A 15,516-nucleotide genomic window follows, 5' to 3' on the forward strand; every position below is an offset into this window, starting at 1 on the left:
TTGACGCCATCGGTCGGGGACAGTTATCAACATGAGTTTGGTTTGGATAGCGCTACTGCCGCTGCTGGGGACCTTTTTGGCGTTGGCGGGCGATCGCTACGGGCGCAACGTCTGTGCGGCGGCAACCGCGGTATTGCCGGGCATCGCTCTGCTACTGCTGCTGGCCTTGTTTCCGGCGCTGTTTCGCGACGAGGAGCTGCGAGTATCGCTGCAGTGGATTCCGGCGCTTGACCTGGCGTTTGCGCTGCGCCTTGATGGCCTGGCGGCACTGTTTGCGCTGATGATTCTGGGAATCGGGCTGTTGGTGATCCTGTATGCCCGCTACTACCTGTCCGATAGCGACCCGATGGGACGCTTTTACGCCTACCTGTTGCTGTTTATGACCGCGATGCTGGGCATCGTGCTGTCCAACAACCTGATTCAGCTGTGGATGTTCTGGGAGCTGACCAGCATCAGTTCTTTCCTGTTGATCAGCTTCTGGTCACATAAAACCGAAGCGCGACTCGGTGCCCGCATGGCCTTGACCATCACCGGTTTTGGCGGGCTGGCGTTACTGGCCGGGCTGCTGCTGATCGGCCAGGTGGTGGGGTCGTTTGATCTGGACCGGGTGCTGTCCAGCGGCGACCTGATTCGTGACTCCGGCTGGTATCCGGTGATTCTGGTGCTGGTGTTGCTGGGAGCCTTTACCAAATCGGCACAGTTTCCGTTCCATTTCTGGCTGCCACAGGCGATGGCCGCGCCCACACCGGTCAGCGCTTATCTGCACTCGGCTACCATGGTTAAAGCCGGTATCTTTCTGATGGCGCGGTTCCTGCCGGTGCTCGCCGGCACCGATCTATGGTTCTTGCTGGTGAGTTTGACCGGTCTGGCAACGTTGTTGCTGGGAGCGTATATCGCGCTGTTCAAGCACGACCTCAAGGGGCTGCTGGCATACTCAACCATCAGTCACCTGGGCCTGATCACCTTGTTGCTGGGGTTGGACACCCGCTTGGCGGCGGTGGCGGCCATTTTTCACATCATCAATCACGCCACTTTCAAGGCGTCGCTGTTTATGGCCGCGGGGATCATCGACCACGAATCGGGTTCGCGTGATATGCGCCAGCTGAACGGGTTGTGGAAATATATGCCCTATACCGCCACGCTGGCGATGGTAGCGGCGTCCGCGATGGCCGGGGTGCCGTTGCTGAACGGGTTTCTGTCCAAGGAGATGTTCTTTTCCGAGACCCTGGATCAAAGCACCTTGGGCGCGCTTTCCTGGCTGGTACCGGTGTTGGCCACCACCGCCGGTGCGTTTGCGGTGGCCTATTCACTGCGCTTTATCCATGACGTGTTCTTTAACGGCGAACCGGTCGGTCTTTCCCGCACTCCCCACGAGCCTCCCCGGTACATGAAACTGCCGGTGGAGATTCTGGTGGGCCTCTGTCTGCTGGTGGGTATTTTTCCGGACTACGTGGTCACCGACTTGCTGCTGAAGGCGGCGTCGGCCACCTTGCAAGGGCCGCCTCCCGAGGTCAACGTGGCGCTTTGGCACGGGTTTAATCTGCCGCTGCTGATGAGTGTGCTGGCCCTGGCCGGAGGGGTGGCGATCTACTACAACCGCAAATTGCTGTTTCAATTTCAGTCCCAGTTTCCGGATCCTGACCCCAAGCTCATCTTCGAAGAGGGCGTGCAGCGCTTGATCACGTTCTGCAGTCGCATCATGCAGCTGCTTGATCGTGGATCACTGCAGCGGCAGTTGCTGCTATTGCTGCTGCTGATTCTGGTGTTTCTGGGGCCGCCGATGATGAAGCTGCACCAGACCAGCGGCGGGCGCGAGTTGCTGGAGCCGGATGGATTGGCACAGGTAGGCGCGGTACTGCTGATTGTCGCTGCGCTAGCCACCGTTTACTGGCATCGGGTGCGGTTGGTGGCACTGCTGATGCTGTCGGTGGTCGGGCTGGTGGTGTCATTGATATTCGCCCGTTTCTCAGCTCCGGACCTGGCGCTGACCCAGTTGTCGGTGGAAGTGGTTACGGTATTGCTGTTGCTACTGGCGCTGTTCTTTCTGCCCCAGCGCGCGGCCAAGGAATCCAGCCCTCACCGGGTAGCGAGGGACCTTGGTCTGTCGGCGCTGGTCGGCGGCCTGGTGGGCACCCTCTGCTACGCCATCTTGACGCGTTCGGGCAGCAGCATCGCCGGTTTCTTTATTGACAACAGCGTGCCGGGGGGCGGTGGCACCAATGTGGTCAACGTTATTCTGGTGGATTTCCGCGGCTTTGATACCTTCGGTGAGATCAGCGTACTGGCGATTGCCGCGCTGGGAATCTTCAAGCTGATCGATCAGATGAAGCTCTACCTGCCCACCAGCGACGACTCCGGTCGCCCTTGGTCCCGGGATCGTTATCCGGTGATTCTCGCGGTGATTTCGCAACTACTGTTGCCGATGGCGCTGCTGGTGTCTGCCTATATTCTGCTACGCGGCCATAATCTGCCGGGTGGGGGCTTTATCGCCGGGCTGATCACGGCCGTGGCCCTGATTCAACAGTACGTAGCCTTCGGAGAGGCGCATATCCGCGAACGGTTGCGGCTCAACTATCAGTGGCTTATCGCCTGCGGCCTGATGCTGGCGCTGCTGACCGGGGCGGGTAGCTGGCTGGTCGGACGGCCATTCCTGACCTCCTGGTTTGACCATTTCCACTGGCCGCTGGTTGGCGAATTCGAGCTTGCCAGCGCGATGCTGTTCGATATCGGGGTTTACCTGACGGTGGTCGGCGCAATCCTGTTGATTCTCGCCAATCTGGGCAAGTTGACCACGACAGGACGGCATGATGGATGATGCAGACAGCCGCCGTGTCGGCACCATGATGAAAAAGGTAGCGAACTGATGGAACTGTTATATGCACTGTGTGTGGGGGCGCTAACGACCTGTGGCTTCTTTCTGGTGCTGCGTAGCCGTACCTTCGCCGTGGTGCTGGGTCTCACCTTATTGTCCTACGCGGTAAACCTGTTTCTGTTTGCCAGTGGCCGGTTGACTATCGATGGTGCCCCCATATTGGGACAGGGGGGGGCGCCCTACGCGGATCCGCTTCCGCAGGCGCTGGTGTTGACCGCCATCGTGATCGGCTTTGCGATGACCGCGTTCGTGGTGATACTGGCGATGCGCGGTCGGGCCGATACCGGCACTGATCATGTGGATGGACGTATCCCCGAGCGTCGCGAACCCCCGGCAGCCAAGTAGAGAGCGCATGAACCATAGCATCATCTTTCCCGTCCTTATACCGCTGCTGATCGCGATCCTGCAGCTGTTACCTCCCTTGTCAGGGCGCGGCGGGTTGGCCTCCGGGCGCCTGCGGGCCAGTTCACTGTTCGCGGTGGGGTTGGTGCTGGTGGTGGCCGTCTATCTGTTGCTGGCGACCCACAGCGGAGCGGCCCAGATCTACCGTCTGGGCGATTGGCAACCCCCCTTCGGTATTGTCCTGGTCGCCGATCGGCTGGCGGCGCTGATGTTACTGGTGACCGCAGTACTGGCCCTGGGAGCGCTGCTTTATGCCTGTGCCGGAGATGACCACACCGGGGTTTATTTTCACCCTCTGTTTCTGTTCCAGTTGGCGGGTATCAACGCGGCTTTTCTGACAGGCGATCTGTTCAACCTGTTTGTGGCGTTCGAAATTCTCCTCATCGCCTCTTATGCGCTGCTGATTCACGGCGGCGGCAAGGCGCGCACCCGGGTGGCGGTCGGCTATGTGATTCTCAATCTGGTGGGCTCCACCGTGTTCCTGTTTGCCTTGGGTATCCTCTATGGCGTTCTGGGCACACTCAACATGGCGGACATGGCGGTCAAGATCAGGCACCTCAGTTCGGCCGAGCAGGCGATTGCCAGTACCGGCGGACTGCTGCTGCTGGTGGTGTTTGGCTTGAAGTCAGCCATGTTGCCGCTGCAGTTCTGGCTGCCGGCGACCTACGCTGCCGCAAGTGCCCCCGTGGCGGCGCTTTTTGCCATTCTCACCAAAGTGGGTATCTACAGCATGCTGCGGGTGTTTGGGCTGATATTCGGGCCCCATGCCGGCGCATTGGCCGATCTGATCGTGCCTTGGTTGTGGCCGCTGGCTGTGCTCAGCTTGCTGTTGGCCGCGGTCGGCATTATGGCGGCGGTCAGCTTGCGGCAGCTGATCGGCCAGTTGATTTTACTCTCCATCGGTACCCTGCTGGCGGCGATGGCGATCAACAATACCGCCGCCGTAGGCGCAGCCCTTTACTATCTGGTGCATTCGACCCTCATCTGCGGCGCGCTGTTTCTGCTCGCCGATATTGTCGTGCGCCAGCGCGGCAAGGCGGAAGATCGTTTTGTACAGGCGCAGCGGATGTGCCATCCGGGGCTGCTGGGTACGGTGTTTTTCGTCGCCGCATTGAGCGTGGTCGGGTTGCCGCCGCTGTCTGGCTTTGTCGGCAAGGCGCTGATGCTGAACGCGGCGGAGACCAGCGCCCAGATCAGTTGGTTGTGGCCACCCATTCTGCTGGGGGGATTGGCGTCGTTGGTGGCCCTGTCGCGTGCCGGCAGCACACTGTTCTGGCGGATCAGTGGTGAGAAAGCCTGTTGCGAGCCGGTCTCCCGACTACAGTTGGCGGCGGTGTTGCTATTGCTGAGCGCTTCGCCGTTGCTGGTGCTGTTTGGTGGGCCGGTGACCGGGTTTACCGGTGCCTCCGCCGAACAACTGGCGTTGTTTGAACGTACCCCGCAGCTGTTGCTGCCGCAGGTGTCGCCATGAAAACCGGTGGATTGAGTCGTTGGTTGCCGCTGCCACTGCAAACGGCGGTTCTGGTGGTGGTGTGGTTGCTGCTCAACAACTCCATGGCGCCGGGGCAGATTCTGCTGGGGGTCGTGCTGGCCTGGCTGGTATCACTGCTGGTTGCACCCTTGCAGGAGGGGCCGATTCGGGTACGGCGTTTCCGGTTGGCGGGCAAGTATCTGTTGCGATTGCTCAAGGATATTGTGGTGGCCAATTTTGATGTGGCCGCGCGTATCCTGCGCTCACGCCGTCATCTGAAGCCGGGCTTCGTTGCCGTGCCCCTGGATATCCGCGGGGATCTGCCTGTGAGCCTGCTGGCCAATACCGTTTCGCTGACGCCGGGAACGGTCAGTGCGGAGCTCTCCTCCGATCGCTGTTGGTTATACGTGCATGCACTGCACCTGGAAGACGATACGGTGCTGATCAAGGTGATCAAGGAGCGTTACGAGCAACCGTTGAGGGAGATCTTTGAATGCTGAGTACGGTGATCTGGATCGTCAGTGCCATGTTGGCGGCCGCGCTGGTGATGAACCTGGTGCGATTGCTGCGCGGGCCGGACCTGTCGGACCGGATTCTGGCCCTGGATACCTTGTACATCAACAGTATCGGCTTGATATTGCTGTTCGGCCTCTATCGCGGCACCACGCTTTATTTTGAAGCTGCAATGCTGATTGCCATGCTCGGTTTTGTAAGTACCGCCGCGCTGTGCAAATACCTGCTGCGGGGAGATATCATTGAATAACCGACCACGTGATGGAGGCCGCCGATGAGTCTGGCGCTGGAAATACTGGTATCGCTGCTGCTGCTGGCGGGCGGCGGATTTATGCTGCTGGGCTCCTGGGGACTGGTGCGGCTGCCCGATTTCTATACCCGGCTACATGCGCCCACCAAGGCGACCACGCTTGGCATGGCGGGACTGTTGCTTGCGTCGATGATCTATTTCAGCGTGTCGGAGGCTCGCCTCAGCGTCCATGAACTGCTGATCACGCTGTTCCTGCTGCTGACCGCGCCGGTCAGTGCCCACATGCTGGCCAAAACCGCACTGCACCACCGGGTCAAGGTGGTCGATCGAACCCAGGGCAAGCCGTTAATCGATTGCGCGGAAGCGCGGCGCCCGCCGAGCTCCTCCTGACGGAGGTTCAGGCCGGGGTCAATTCACCGCAGATATCCGTGGCCATCAGGTCGCGTACCCGCGCCGCTGATGATTCGGTCATCAACAGGTGGTGAAGTTTGGCAAAAGTGGCTTCCATCGTCATGTCCGCACCACCTATGACTCCGGTGCGCGCTAACGCCGAGCCGGTAGCGTAGCTACTGAGATCCACGCGCCCGTAGAGGCACTGCGACAGGTTGACGGTCACCAGTCCCCTGCTGTTGGCTTGGTCCAGCAGACGCAGCAGTTCAGGATCCCTATCCGGCGCATTACCGACACCAAAGGACTCCAGAATAAGGCCATCCATAGGCAGCTGCAGCACGTGCCTGAGGTAGTCCGCGTCGATGCCGGGATAGAGTCTTAGCGGTACCACGCGTTTGTCGTAATGGGGCAGTTCAAACTGCTCGCCAGCGGTGCTGGGTGGTCGGATGTTGGCCTGTTCCATCTCGATATTGATCCCCACCTTCCCCAGCCAGGGGTAGTTGGGGCTGTCGAAGGCATCGAAGCCGGTGGCCTTAAGCTTGGTGGCGCGGTTGCCGCGCAGCAGACGACCACTGAAGTACAGACAGACCTCGGCCACCGGGTAGTTGCGTGCCAGCACCAGCGCGGTGATCAGGTTGTCGAGTGCGTCGTTACGCAGCTCAGACAGGGGGATTTGCGAGCCGGTGATGATTACCGGTTTCTGCAACCCCTGCAGCATAAACGACAGCGCTGAGGCGGTGTAGGCGAGGGTGTCGGTACCATGGAGAATGATAAAACCGTCGTAGTTGGCGTAGTTGTCCACCACCTTGGCCGCGATACGGCGCCAATCCGCCGGAGTGGCGTTGGTGCTGTCGATCAGCGTGTCCAGCTCTTCGAGGTGATATTCCGGCACGCTCGCTGAGAGGTGCAGAGGGATTTTCTCATTGATCAGATCAGCCAGACCCGCCATCGGCACGTAACCGTCGGCCGAGCGCTGCATGCCGATAGTGCCGCCGGTGTACAGAATATAAATCCGTCTGTTCATGGTCAGCCCGACTCCTCGAAAAAAAGGGCCGCAGTATAGCGGGAAAGAACGCAGGTCAGAAATTTAAGCTAGTGGGTAATCAAAGCAGACCCCGTCGGGGGCAACAATATCGCTACCTGATTCCGCTTGGCGCTAAGTGGTGATATGTTAGCGTCAATTAGCATCACCACGGACATGCAAGCAGAATAATAACGGGGTAAACCGATGCGCGAAGATTTCGCCGACAACCTGCGGCTGATGTGCGGCTACTACCGCTCCATCGCGGAAGTGTGCCGATTGATCAACATCAACCGGTCCCAGTTCAACAAGTATCTCAGCGGCGCTACCCTGCCGTCAAAGTTCATCTTGCGCACCATCTGCGACTTTTTTGGGGTGGAAGAATACGAGATTTTTCTGCCACATCAACAGTTTGCTCAGATCGTTCAGGTAAGGGCGAAGCAGCAGGAAAGTGAGCGGCCACGCACCTACGCCCAGCATATCGATAAGCTGCAGCAGCGTAGTCAAGGGCGCTTCGATCACTATCTGGGTTATTACTTTGAGATCTACTACTCGATGGCGTTTCCCGGCAATATTCTGCGCAATCTGGTGTATATCGGCCAGCGCGACGGAGAGGTCTACTACCAGCGAATCGAACGTTTGCGGGCGCCGGATGGCAGCGGCAAGGTGTTTCATTCTCGCTACCTTGGCTGTGGCTTTTTTCTGGCCGACCGGATTTTTCTGTCCGATTACGAATCGCTGGCCGGTAATGAGCTGACCCAGACCATTCTTTACCCGACCTACAAAAGCCGAGTCAGCCGCTTATCAGGCTTGCGCCTGGGCGTCGCCGCCAGTGATCAGCATGAGCCCGCCTGTGTGCGTGTTATCTACGAGTTTCTGGGGCGGCGGGTTGATCTGCGCAAGGCGCTGCGCAAATGCGGCCTCTATCCGGACCAGTCGACGGAAATTGACCCGCAGGTCCGGGAAAAAATCGATAATCGCAGCCGCGATGACAAGAATCTGTTCCTTGCGGTAGCGCTTTGACCCCAAACAACAGGCTATTATTACCCGGTGCCACCGGGCAATGGAGCTAAGAGATATTTGATGGATACCACCCCCCAGTTCAATTCGCTGAAGCTGGTCGGCAAGATTTCATTGTGGTTTTCGCTGGTCGCTTTTATCGGCCTTACCGCAGTGGTGATTCTTGCCGGTGTGCCTGAAGCCGACTATTTGGAAACCCTGCGTTCGCTCTCCAACACTCGCGATCGTCTGCCGCTGGTCATGTTGGCCGGCGGGTTGGTGCTGGCGGTGGGCACCGGCGTTACTACCTGGCTGATCACGCTCTACTCAACCTTTCGCGTGGCCGGCCCCTTGTACCGTTTTTCACGGAACCTAGAATCCGGCATCCGCAGCGGCAAAGTGCCGCAGATTCGCATTCGGGGCAATGATCAGCTGCAGCAGGAGTGTGATCTGCTGCAGCAAAGCGTAGGCCAGCTGTACGCTCACTATCGCCATATAGATGCGCTGACGGTCGCAGCGTTGAACGCCGGTAAGGCGGGCGATCGAGAACAGACGCGAGCTCTATTGAAAGAGCTCGGCGAGCAGCAGGGACGCGTGCGTTATGAAACAGCGAAGACTCGTTAGGATTGCAACGGCACTGGCGCTTGGTGCCGTAATGCTGGTGCCGGTTGAGCGCTGGGCGCGGGGGGCGTTTCAAGCGCTCAGCGTCGATCCACTGCAGGGAGCTGACTGTGGTAGCTGTCACCTGGCAGGGGATAAGACCCGTAGCAGCAACTCGGCCCTGCTGACCGCACCGCCGGAGCAGTTGTGCAGCCGCTGTCATCCGGGTGCGCTGGAGGCCAGTCATCCCAGCGGCGTGTCGCCCAGCATGGCCGTGCCGCAATCGCTGCCACTGGATTGGAAGGGTAACGTTACCTGCAGCACCTGCCACAGCATTCACGCCAGTGGTCACGGCGCCTTGCAGATAGCGGAACGGGGTGCCGCCTTCTGCACCCAATGCCACGAGCTGAGCTTCTTCAGCAATATGGCCGATCAGGGCGGCTCGCTGCTGGTGTCCGGGCACATGACGTCCGGCAACGGCCTGGAAGCAGCGCAGACCGATGAGTATTCGGTGCAGTGCATGGCATGCCATGACGAGCGTGGTCAGGGGCCGGGGGTAACGGTGGTAGGCGGTAATATCGCCCGCCACGCGACCGGGTCCATGGAGCACCCCATCGGTGTCGACTATCGCCAGGCTTTCGCTTTTGGCGGCTATCGCGATCCCGAACAGCTGCCGCCCTCGATCTCGCTGCCGGGCGGTCAGGTAAGCTGCATCTCTTGCCATCAGGGGTATAGCAGCACACATGGCCAGATGGTGGCCAGCAACGAGGGCTCGAACCTATGCTTTCAGTGCCACGATCTATGAAGTCCGCGGCCGACAACAACATTCACGGCCATCGGGTGCGCCGGCGTAAACTGATCGACCTGCGTCTGCAGGGTTGGTTGCTGTTAGCGTTGGTAGTGCTGGAAACGGCGATGCTGGTTGCGGCGATGATCTTTCTCTATTTCCGCTTCAGCGCCGCCATTGAAGCCAACCTGTTTACCATTCACCGCTCGGCGCAGCAGCCGCTGTTGCCGCTGTTTCTGAAAGAGATGGCGATCGTGATCGTCACCATGGGGGTGATCAACACGCTGGCGCTGATCCTGGCTAACGGGCTGTGGATGGGGCACATCAAACGGGTGCTGGCGGCGTTCCGGCAGCAGTTGCAAAAGGTGGGGCGGCTTGACCTAACCCCTGGCCTGTCCGACCCGCAACCCGAGCATGAGGTGCTGGCACTACTGGAGTCCTGGCGCGCGCGCGAAGTGGCGCGCTGCGAGCGCGTGGATGAGTTGCTGGAGCACCTGAAACAGTTTGCCGATAGTGGTACCGACATCGACCCGCACCAGTTGGCCCACTGGGCTAACGAGCTTGATCATACCCTGCAAGAGGTGCGTTAGTATCGGGACCAGAAACTGAAAAAGCCCTCGAATGAGGGCTTTTATCGGTTGCTGCGGTTAGCGCGCCGCTCAGGCGTTAGCGGTCACCGCGTTGCTGCTGTCTTCCAGTAGCGCTTCCACCTGCTCGAACTTCTCAGTGACCGAGCGCTTGGGCGCCGGGGTCAGCAGGGTGGCGATGATGATGGCGACGGTCGCCAGAATCATACCGGGGATGATCTCGTACAGATCAAACCAGCCACCGGAGAGCTGCTTCCACACCACCACGGTGACCCCACCGACGATGATGCCGGCCAGGGCGCCTGCCTTGTTCATGCGCTTCCAGTACAGCGACAGAATCAACGCCGGGCCAAAGGCGGCGCCGAAGCCGGCCCAGGCGTAGGAAACCAGTTCCAGTACCTTGGAGTCGGGATCGAGGGCGAAGGTCAGCGCCACCAGAGCGATACCGATCACCGCAATACGACCCACCATCACCAGCTCCCGCTGGGAGGCGTCTTTACGGAACAGCGCCTTGTAGAAGTCTTCTGCCAGGGCTGACGACGAGACCAGCAGCTGGGAGTCTGCCGTGCTCATGATGGCGGCCAGGATCGCGGCCAGCAGAATACCGGCAACCACCGGGTGGAACAGGGCGTCAACCAGCACCATGAATACTTTCTCTTCATCACCGAGCGGATTGTTGAGGTAACCGATGGCGGCAAAGCCCACCAGACAGGCACCCAGCATCGACAAGCCGGACCAGATTACCGCGATACGGCGGGCGGTCGGTACGTCGTTCTGGCTGGCAATCCCTTTGAAGCGCGCCAGAATATGGGGCTGACCAAAGTAACCCAGACCCCAGCCGAGCAGTGACAGCACCGCGATCAGGCTCAGTGCGTTACCGTCGGTACCAGTGAACATGTTCAGCAGTTCCGGGTTCTTGGCTTCCATCGCGGCCCAGGTTTCACCCATGCCGCCGACCTGATTCATCGCCACCAGTGGCACGATGATAAGCGCCGCGGCCATCAACAGTCCCTGCACTACGTCAGTCCAGGATACCGCCAGGAAGCCGCCGAACAGGGTGTAGGAGATCACGGCTACCGCACCGATTATGACCGCCAGGGTGTAATCGAAGCCAAATACGGTTTCAAACAGCTTACCGCCGGCGACCAGGCCGGAGCTGGTGTAGAACAGGAAGAACAGCAGCACGAAGATGGCGGAGATTACCCGCAGGCTATGGTTGCCGTCTTCAAACCGTTTTTCGAAGAACGCCGGCAGGGTCAGGGCGTCATCGGCTTCCTTGGAGTAGACACGCAGGCGCTGGGCGACCAGCAGCCAGTTCAGCCAGGTACCGACCAGCAGGCCGCCAGCGAGCCAGAATACCTCGTAACCGGCAGCCATGGCATAACCGGGCAGGCCGAGCAGCAGCCAGCCACTCATATCGGACGCGCCGGCGGACAGAGCGCTCGGAATCGGGCCGAGATTACGGCCACCGAGAATATAGTCGGACAGATCCTGGGTGCGGCGGTAGGCAACTACGCCGATCCAGAGCATCAACGCCAGATAGGCGATAAAAGTGAGGGTAACAATCATGGGTTGGGACCTCGTTGTTATAGGTAAGCCGGGGTGACCCGGTCATCGCTTGTGTCCTGATCGTCGCTCCTCCACGACGACTTGACGCTAACGGTCAACGGACGTGCCCTTGCGGGCGGTGCCACCAGAGCCGGCCTGGCGTGGTGGCGGGGGTCCTTCCTGGACGCACAAAAAGGGGAGCACCCGGTGCTCCCCTCAGGGACTTTTACGCGACCTCTTCTTCGGCTTTGTCACCCAGCGACAGCAGCGTGGCGTTGCCGCCGACGGCGGTGGTATTGATGGTGCGGGTGCGCTCGGTAGCGAAGCGCAGCAGGTAGTGGGGGCCGCCCGCCTTGGGTCCGGTTCCCGACAGTCCCATGCCGCCGAATGGCTGCACCCCGACCACCGCGCCGATCTGGTTGCGGTTGACGTAGACGTTGCCGACCCGAACACGGCTGTCGATGTAGGCGGCCGTGCCTTCGTTACGGGAGTGAATGCCCAGAGTCAGGCCGTAGCCGGAGGCGTTGATCTCGTCGATCACGGCGTCCAGTTCGCTGGCCTTGAAGCGCACAATATGCAGGATGGGGCCAAACTGCTCGCGTGCCAGCTCGTTCATGCTTCCAATCTCGAACGCAGTCGGGGCGACGAAGTGACCGTTGCCGCACTCGGCCGGCAATTCGCACTGGTAGACGAACTTGGCGGAGTCGCGCATCTGCTCGATGTGGGCGTTGAGCTTGGCCTTGGCGTCAGCGTCGATCACCGGACCGACGTCGGTCTTGTAGGCCTCGGGATTGCCGATGGTCAGCTCTTGCATCGCCCCCTTGATCAGCTCGACGATGCGATCTGCGACATCCTCCTGCACGTAGAGTACCCGCAGCGCCGAACAGCGCTGCCCGGCGCTGGTGAACGAGGAGTGAACCACGTCGTTGACCACCTGCTCCGGCAGCGCGGTGCTGTCGACCAGCATCGCGTTCTGGCCGCCGGTTTCGGCAACGAAGGTGGCGATCGGGCCGTTGCGGCCGGCCAGGGTCTTGTTAATCAGCTGGGCGGTTTCGGTGGAACCGGTAAAGGCCACGCCGGCGATGCGCGGATCGCTGGTCAGGGCGCCACCGATTTCGGCACCTTTGCCCGGCAGCAACTGGATGGCGCCAGCCGGTACTCCGGCTTCGAGCAGCAGTTCGATGGCGCGGTGGGCGATCAGGCCGGTCTGCTCGGCCGGTTTGGCGATGACGGTGTTGCCCGCAGCAAGGGCGGCCACCACCTGGCCGATGAAGATCGCCAGCGGGAAGTTCCAGGGACTGATGCAGAGGAATACGCCGCGGCCTTCCAGGTACAGCTCATTGGATTCGCCGGTCGGCCCCGGCAGTTCGATCACACTACCGAAGCGGGCGCGGGCCTGATTGGCATAGTAGCGGCAGAAATCGACCGCCTCGCGCACTTCATCGATACCGTCCTGCAGGGACTTGCCTGCTTCACGGGTGCACAGCGCCATCAGCTCGGCGCGATGCTGCTCCATCAGGTCGGCCATTTTTTCCAGCGTCTGGGCGCGAACTTCCGCGTCGGTATCGTTCCAGCGGGTGAACGCCGCCGCGGCAATATCCAGCGCTTGCCCCGCCAGTTCGGCGTTGGCCCAGCCGATGGTGCCCACTTTCTGGCGTTGGTCGAAGGGGCTGAATACATCCTGTTTGGCCGCGCTGGCGACGGTGGCGCCGTTGATGATGGGGCCGGCGGCCCAGTTGCGCTGGTCAAACTGACGAATGGCGGACATCAGGGTCTGTTGTTCGGCGTTGATGTTCATATTGATCCCTTCTGAATTGATGCGGTCGCTCCCCAGAATCTGGGACGGCAACGGAATACGGTCGTTGGAGAGGCTGTCGAAGGCCAGCAGCTGCTGCACCGGATGGTGGACCAGGTCGGCCACCGGGGTGCGGGCGTCAACCAGACGGTGCACGAACGACGAATTGGCGCCGTTTTCCAGCAGCCGGCGGACCAGATAGGGCAGCAGGTCCTTGTGGGCGCCGACCGGGGCGTAGATGCGGCAGCGGGTGGATTGATCAGCAAGAACCGCGTCGTAGAGGGCATCACCCATGCCGTGCAGGCGCTGGAACTCGTAGCGGTCGCTGTTGGCCATGGTCATGATCGCGGCCACCGTGTGGGCGTTGTGGGTGGCGAACTGGGGCTCGATGCGGCCAACGGTCAGGTCACTGAGCAGGAAGCGGGCGCAGGCGAGATAAGCGCAGTCGGTGCCCTCCTTGCGGGTGTACACCGGGTAGCCATTGAGACCGAACTGCTGCGAGTGCTTGATTTCGCTGTCCCAGTAGGCGCCTTTCACCAGTCGTACCGGAATCGGATCGCCCTGCTCGGCGGCCAGCTTGGTCAGCCAGCAGAGCACCGGCAATGCGCGCTTCTGGTAGGCCTGAACCACCAGCCCCAGTTTGCCCCAGCCCTTGGCAGCAGCCGAGTTGTAGACTGCCTTGAACAGGTCCAGGGAGAGCTCCAGTCGGTCCGCCTCTTCGGCGTCGATGGTGATTCCCACATCCAGTTTGCGCGCGGTTCTAACCAGCTCGATTACGCGCTCGACCAGCTCGGTCAGCACTCGGTCGCGGTTGGCGACTTCGTAGCGCGGATGGAGCGCCGACAGCTTGATTGAGATAGTGGGCTTGCCGCTGCGGCTTTCGATATTGCTGGCGCCACCGACCTTTTCGATCGCCTGCAGATAATCGCGGAAGTAGCGGTCGGCGTCGGCCATGGTGAAGGCCGCTTCACCGAGCATGTCGTAGGAGTAGGTGTAACCTTTCTTGCGGCAGTCGCCACCGTTGGTGACCGCTTCGTCGATCTTGCGGCCCAGCACAAACTGCTTGCCCATGATCTTCATCGCCTGATACATCGCCTTGCGAATCACCGGTTCGCCGGCACGGTTGACCAGACGCTTGAGCAGGTGGTTGGGGTTGCCGTCCATATCCTTGTCGAGGCTGACGATCTTGCCGGTCAGCATCAGTCCCCAAGTGGAGGCGTTGACCAACAGTGATTCGCTGTTGCCCATATGCCGTTTCCAGTCAGCGCCGGCCAGCTTGTTGCGGATCAGCGCGTCGGCGGTGTCGGCATCGGGGATGCGCATCAGCGCTTCCGCCAGACACATCAGAATCACACCCTCTTCGGTATCGAGGCTGTATTCCTGCAGCAATTTGTCGATGTTGTGCAGTGCCTTGTCGTTGGCGCGTACCGTTTCTACCTGGCGGGTAGCACAGTCGGTAATCTGTTGAAGTTCGGATTCGCTCGGTGTGGCGAGGGGCAGCAGTTCGCGAAGGTAAGCGTCTTCGTCGACGGCATAGTTCTGCGTGATGAGTTGCTCGATGGCGCTGAGGTCCTGATTCAGGAAGTCGCCCTTGAGCACGTCGCTAGCTTTAAACATAGAGTCACCCTCAGAAGATGGGTAGCCTGCCGATGGCTTGATTGTTATCGGGGTATTCGGCCGCGGGCATAGAGCCGCTGTCGTCAGCGGTCCGGCGTTGAAGCTCCGCGCGAACGATAAAGGCTACGATGTGCGGGGGTGTTTGATCTTGCGAAAAGCGCGGTTGTTTTTGCGAAAAGCTCTTACGCCGGCGGGACCTGAAGCCCGTCGGGAGGGGTAACTCAGGCCGCCGTTAGTGCTGGTGGCGGTAGTGGCGGATGTACGCTTTGGCGTCGCGTTCGCTATGGGCGAAATAGACCACGCGGCCGAGTAGTCGTCCTGTCAGTTCCGGGCCGTCGGGGTAACGAACAACCCAGAAACTGCGTTCGCCGTGACACTCGATCTGATGTTGGTCATCGGCAACAGGGAGATGCGAACTGGCCATGGTAAGGCTCCTTATCATCCTGTACACACTTAAGCGTAGCGGCCATTGGCGCCAAGGGTTGAGTTGCAGAGTAAAAAAAGGTTTTACCGTTTATGGTGTGGAGCGAGCAGTAACGGCGCGGAGCGGTCATGTTAGGTGGCCGACTAAATCTGCGTTTCAAGCTCCTTCCACTGCAATCAGATAGTCTTTGTTCCGCCCACCCGGGCGGGTCACTTTTTGTCCGTCGTGACAAAAAGTAAC

The 15,516-nt window shown here is 60.3% G+C and carries 14 protein-coding genes; 10 read left to right on the forward strand and 4 right to left on the reverse strand.

Annotated features, from left to right (window positions below; genetic code table 11):
- Positions 1-31 precede the first annotated feature (31 nt).
- From JJQ76_RS15645 to JJQ76_RS15670, 6 genes are read left to right on the forward strand one after another with little or no spacing between them, the layout of a single operon-like run.
- Entirely contained in the window at positions 32-2,815 is a 2,784-nt protein-coding gene (locus tag JJQ76_RS15645) for a monovalent cation/H+ antiporter subunit A (protein ID WP_210397862.1), read from the forward strand.
- A gap of 48 nt (positions 2,816-2,863) precedes the next feature.
- Positions 2,864-3,217, forward strand: a complete 354-nt coding sequence (locus tag JJQ76_RS15650) for a Na+/H+ antiporter subunit C (protein ID WP_210397863.1) — start codon at positions 2,864-2,866, stop codon at positions 3,215-3,217.
- 7 nt (positions 3,218-3,224) lie between these two features.
- Entirely contained in the window at positions 3,225-4,745 is a 1,521-nt protein-coding gene (locus JJQ76_RS15655) for a monovalent cation/H+ antiporter subunit D (protein ID WP_210397864.1), read from the forward strand.
- Positions 4,742-5,245 (forward strand): Na+/H+ antiporter subunit E, encoded by a 504-nt coding sequence (locus tag JJQ76_RS15660; RefSeq protein ID WP_210397865.1) that lies wholly within the window; start codon positions 4,742-4,744, stop codon positions 5,243-5,245. Before JJQ76_RS15655 ends, JJQ76_RS15660 begins: the two co-directional genes overlap by 4 nt.
- Positions 5,239-5,508, forward strand: a complete 270-nt coding sequence (locus JJQ76_RS15665) for a K+/H+ antiporter subunit F (protein WP_210397866.1) — start codon at positions 5,239-5,241, stop codon at positions 5,506-5,508. Before JJQ76_RS15660 ends, JJQ76_RS15665 begins: the two co-directional genes overlap by 7 nt.
- A gap of 24 nt (positions 5,509-5,532) precedes the next feature.
- Complete coding sequence (locus tag JJQ76_RS15670) at positions 5,533-5,898, forward strand: Na+/H+ antiporter subunit G (protein WP_210397867.1); 366 nt, start codon at positions 5,533-5,535, stop codon at positions 5,896-5,898.
- A gap of 7 nt (positions 5,899-5,905) precedes the next feature.
- Here the strand turns inward: JJQ76_RS15670 and ansA are convergent, their stop codons facing one another.
- Complete coding sequence (gene ansA, locus JJQ76_RS15675; protein WP_210397868.1) at positions 5,906-6,922, reverse strand: asparaginase; 1,017 nt, start codon at positions 6,920-6,922, stop codon at positions 5,906-5,908.
- 204 nt (positions 6,923-7,126) lie between these two features.
- On the opposite strand from ansA, the gene JJQ76_RS15680 reads away from it, so the two are divergent.
- Genes JJQ76_RS15680 through JJQ76_RS15695 form a run of 4 tightly spaced genes read left to right on the forward strand, consistent with a single transcriptional unit; the run spans position 7,127 to position 9,895 of the window.
- Positions 7,127-7,942 (forward strand): helix-turn-helix domain-containing protein, encoded by an 816-nt coding sequence (locus JJQ76_RS15680; RefSeq protein WP_210397869.1) that lies wholly within the window; start codon positions 7,127-7,129, stop codon positions 7,940-7,942.
- Positions 7,943-8,002: 60 nt separating this feature from the next.
- Positions 8,003-8,542, forward strand: coding sequence for a hypothetical protein (locus JJQ76_RS15685; protein ID WP_210397870.1), 540 nt, complete (start codon positions 8,003-8,005; stop codon positions 8,540-8,542).
- Positions 8,520-9,323 (forward strand): cytochrome c3 family protein, encoded by an 804-nt coding sequence (locus tag JJQ76_RS15690; protein ID WP_210397880.1) that lies wholly within the window; start codon positions 8,520-8,522, stop codon positions 9,321-9,323. Before JJQ76_RS15685 ends, JJQ76_RS15690 begins: the two co-directional genes overlap by 23 nt.
- Complete coding sequence (locus tag JJQ76_RS15695) at positions 9,320-9,895, forward strand: hypothetical protein (protein WP_210397871.1); 576 nt, start codon at positions 9,320-9,322, stop codon at positions 9,893-9,895. Before JJQ76_RS15690 ends, JJQ76_RS15695 begins: the two co-directional genes overlap by 4 nt.
- Positions 9,896-9,964: 69 nt before the next feature.
- On the opposite strand, the gene putP is transcribed toward JJQ76_RS15695, so the two are convergent.
- The 3 genes from putP to JJQ76_RS15710 form a co-directional block, all read right to left on the reverse strand.
- A complete protein-coding gene (gene putP / locus JJQ76_RS15700; RefSeq protein WP_210397872.1) occupies positions 9,965-11,461 on the reverse strand; it encodes a sodium/proline symporter PutP in 1,497 nt (498 codons plus the stop codon).
- Between the two features lie 205 nt (positions 11,462-11,666).
- Positions 11,667-14,852 carry a bifunctional proline dehydrogenase/L-glutamate gamma-semialdehyde dehydrogenase PutA gene (gene putA / locus JJQ76_RS15705; RefSeq protein ID WP_210397873.1) on the reverse strand — a complete coding sequence of 1,062 codons (3,186 nt, stop codon included), beginning with the start codon at positions 14,850-14,852 and terminating at the stop codon, positions 11,667-11,669.
- A gap of 232 nt (positions 14,853-15,084) precedes the next feature.
- Positions 15,085-15,276 (reverse strand): hypothetical protein, encoded by a 192-nt coding sequence (locus tag JJQ76_RS15710; RefSeq protein ID WP_210397874.1) that lies wholly within the window; start codon positions 15,274-15,276, stop codon positions 15,085-15,087.
- Between the last annotated feature and the right edge of the window lie 240 nt (positions 15,277-15,516).

Source organism: Motiliproteus sediminis (genome assembly GCF_017912535.1).
Taxonomy (GTDB): Bacteria; Pseudomonadota; Gammaproteobacteria; order Pseudomonadales; family Balneatricaceae; genus Motiliproteus; species Motiliproteus sediminis.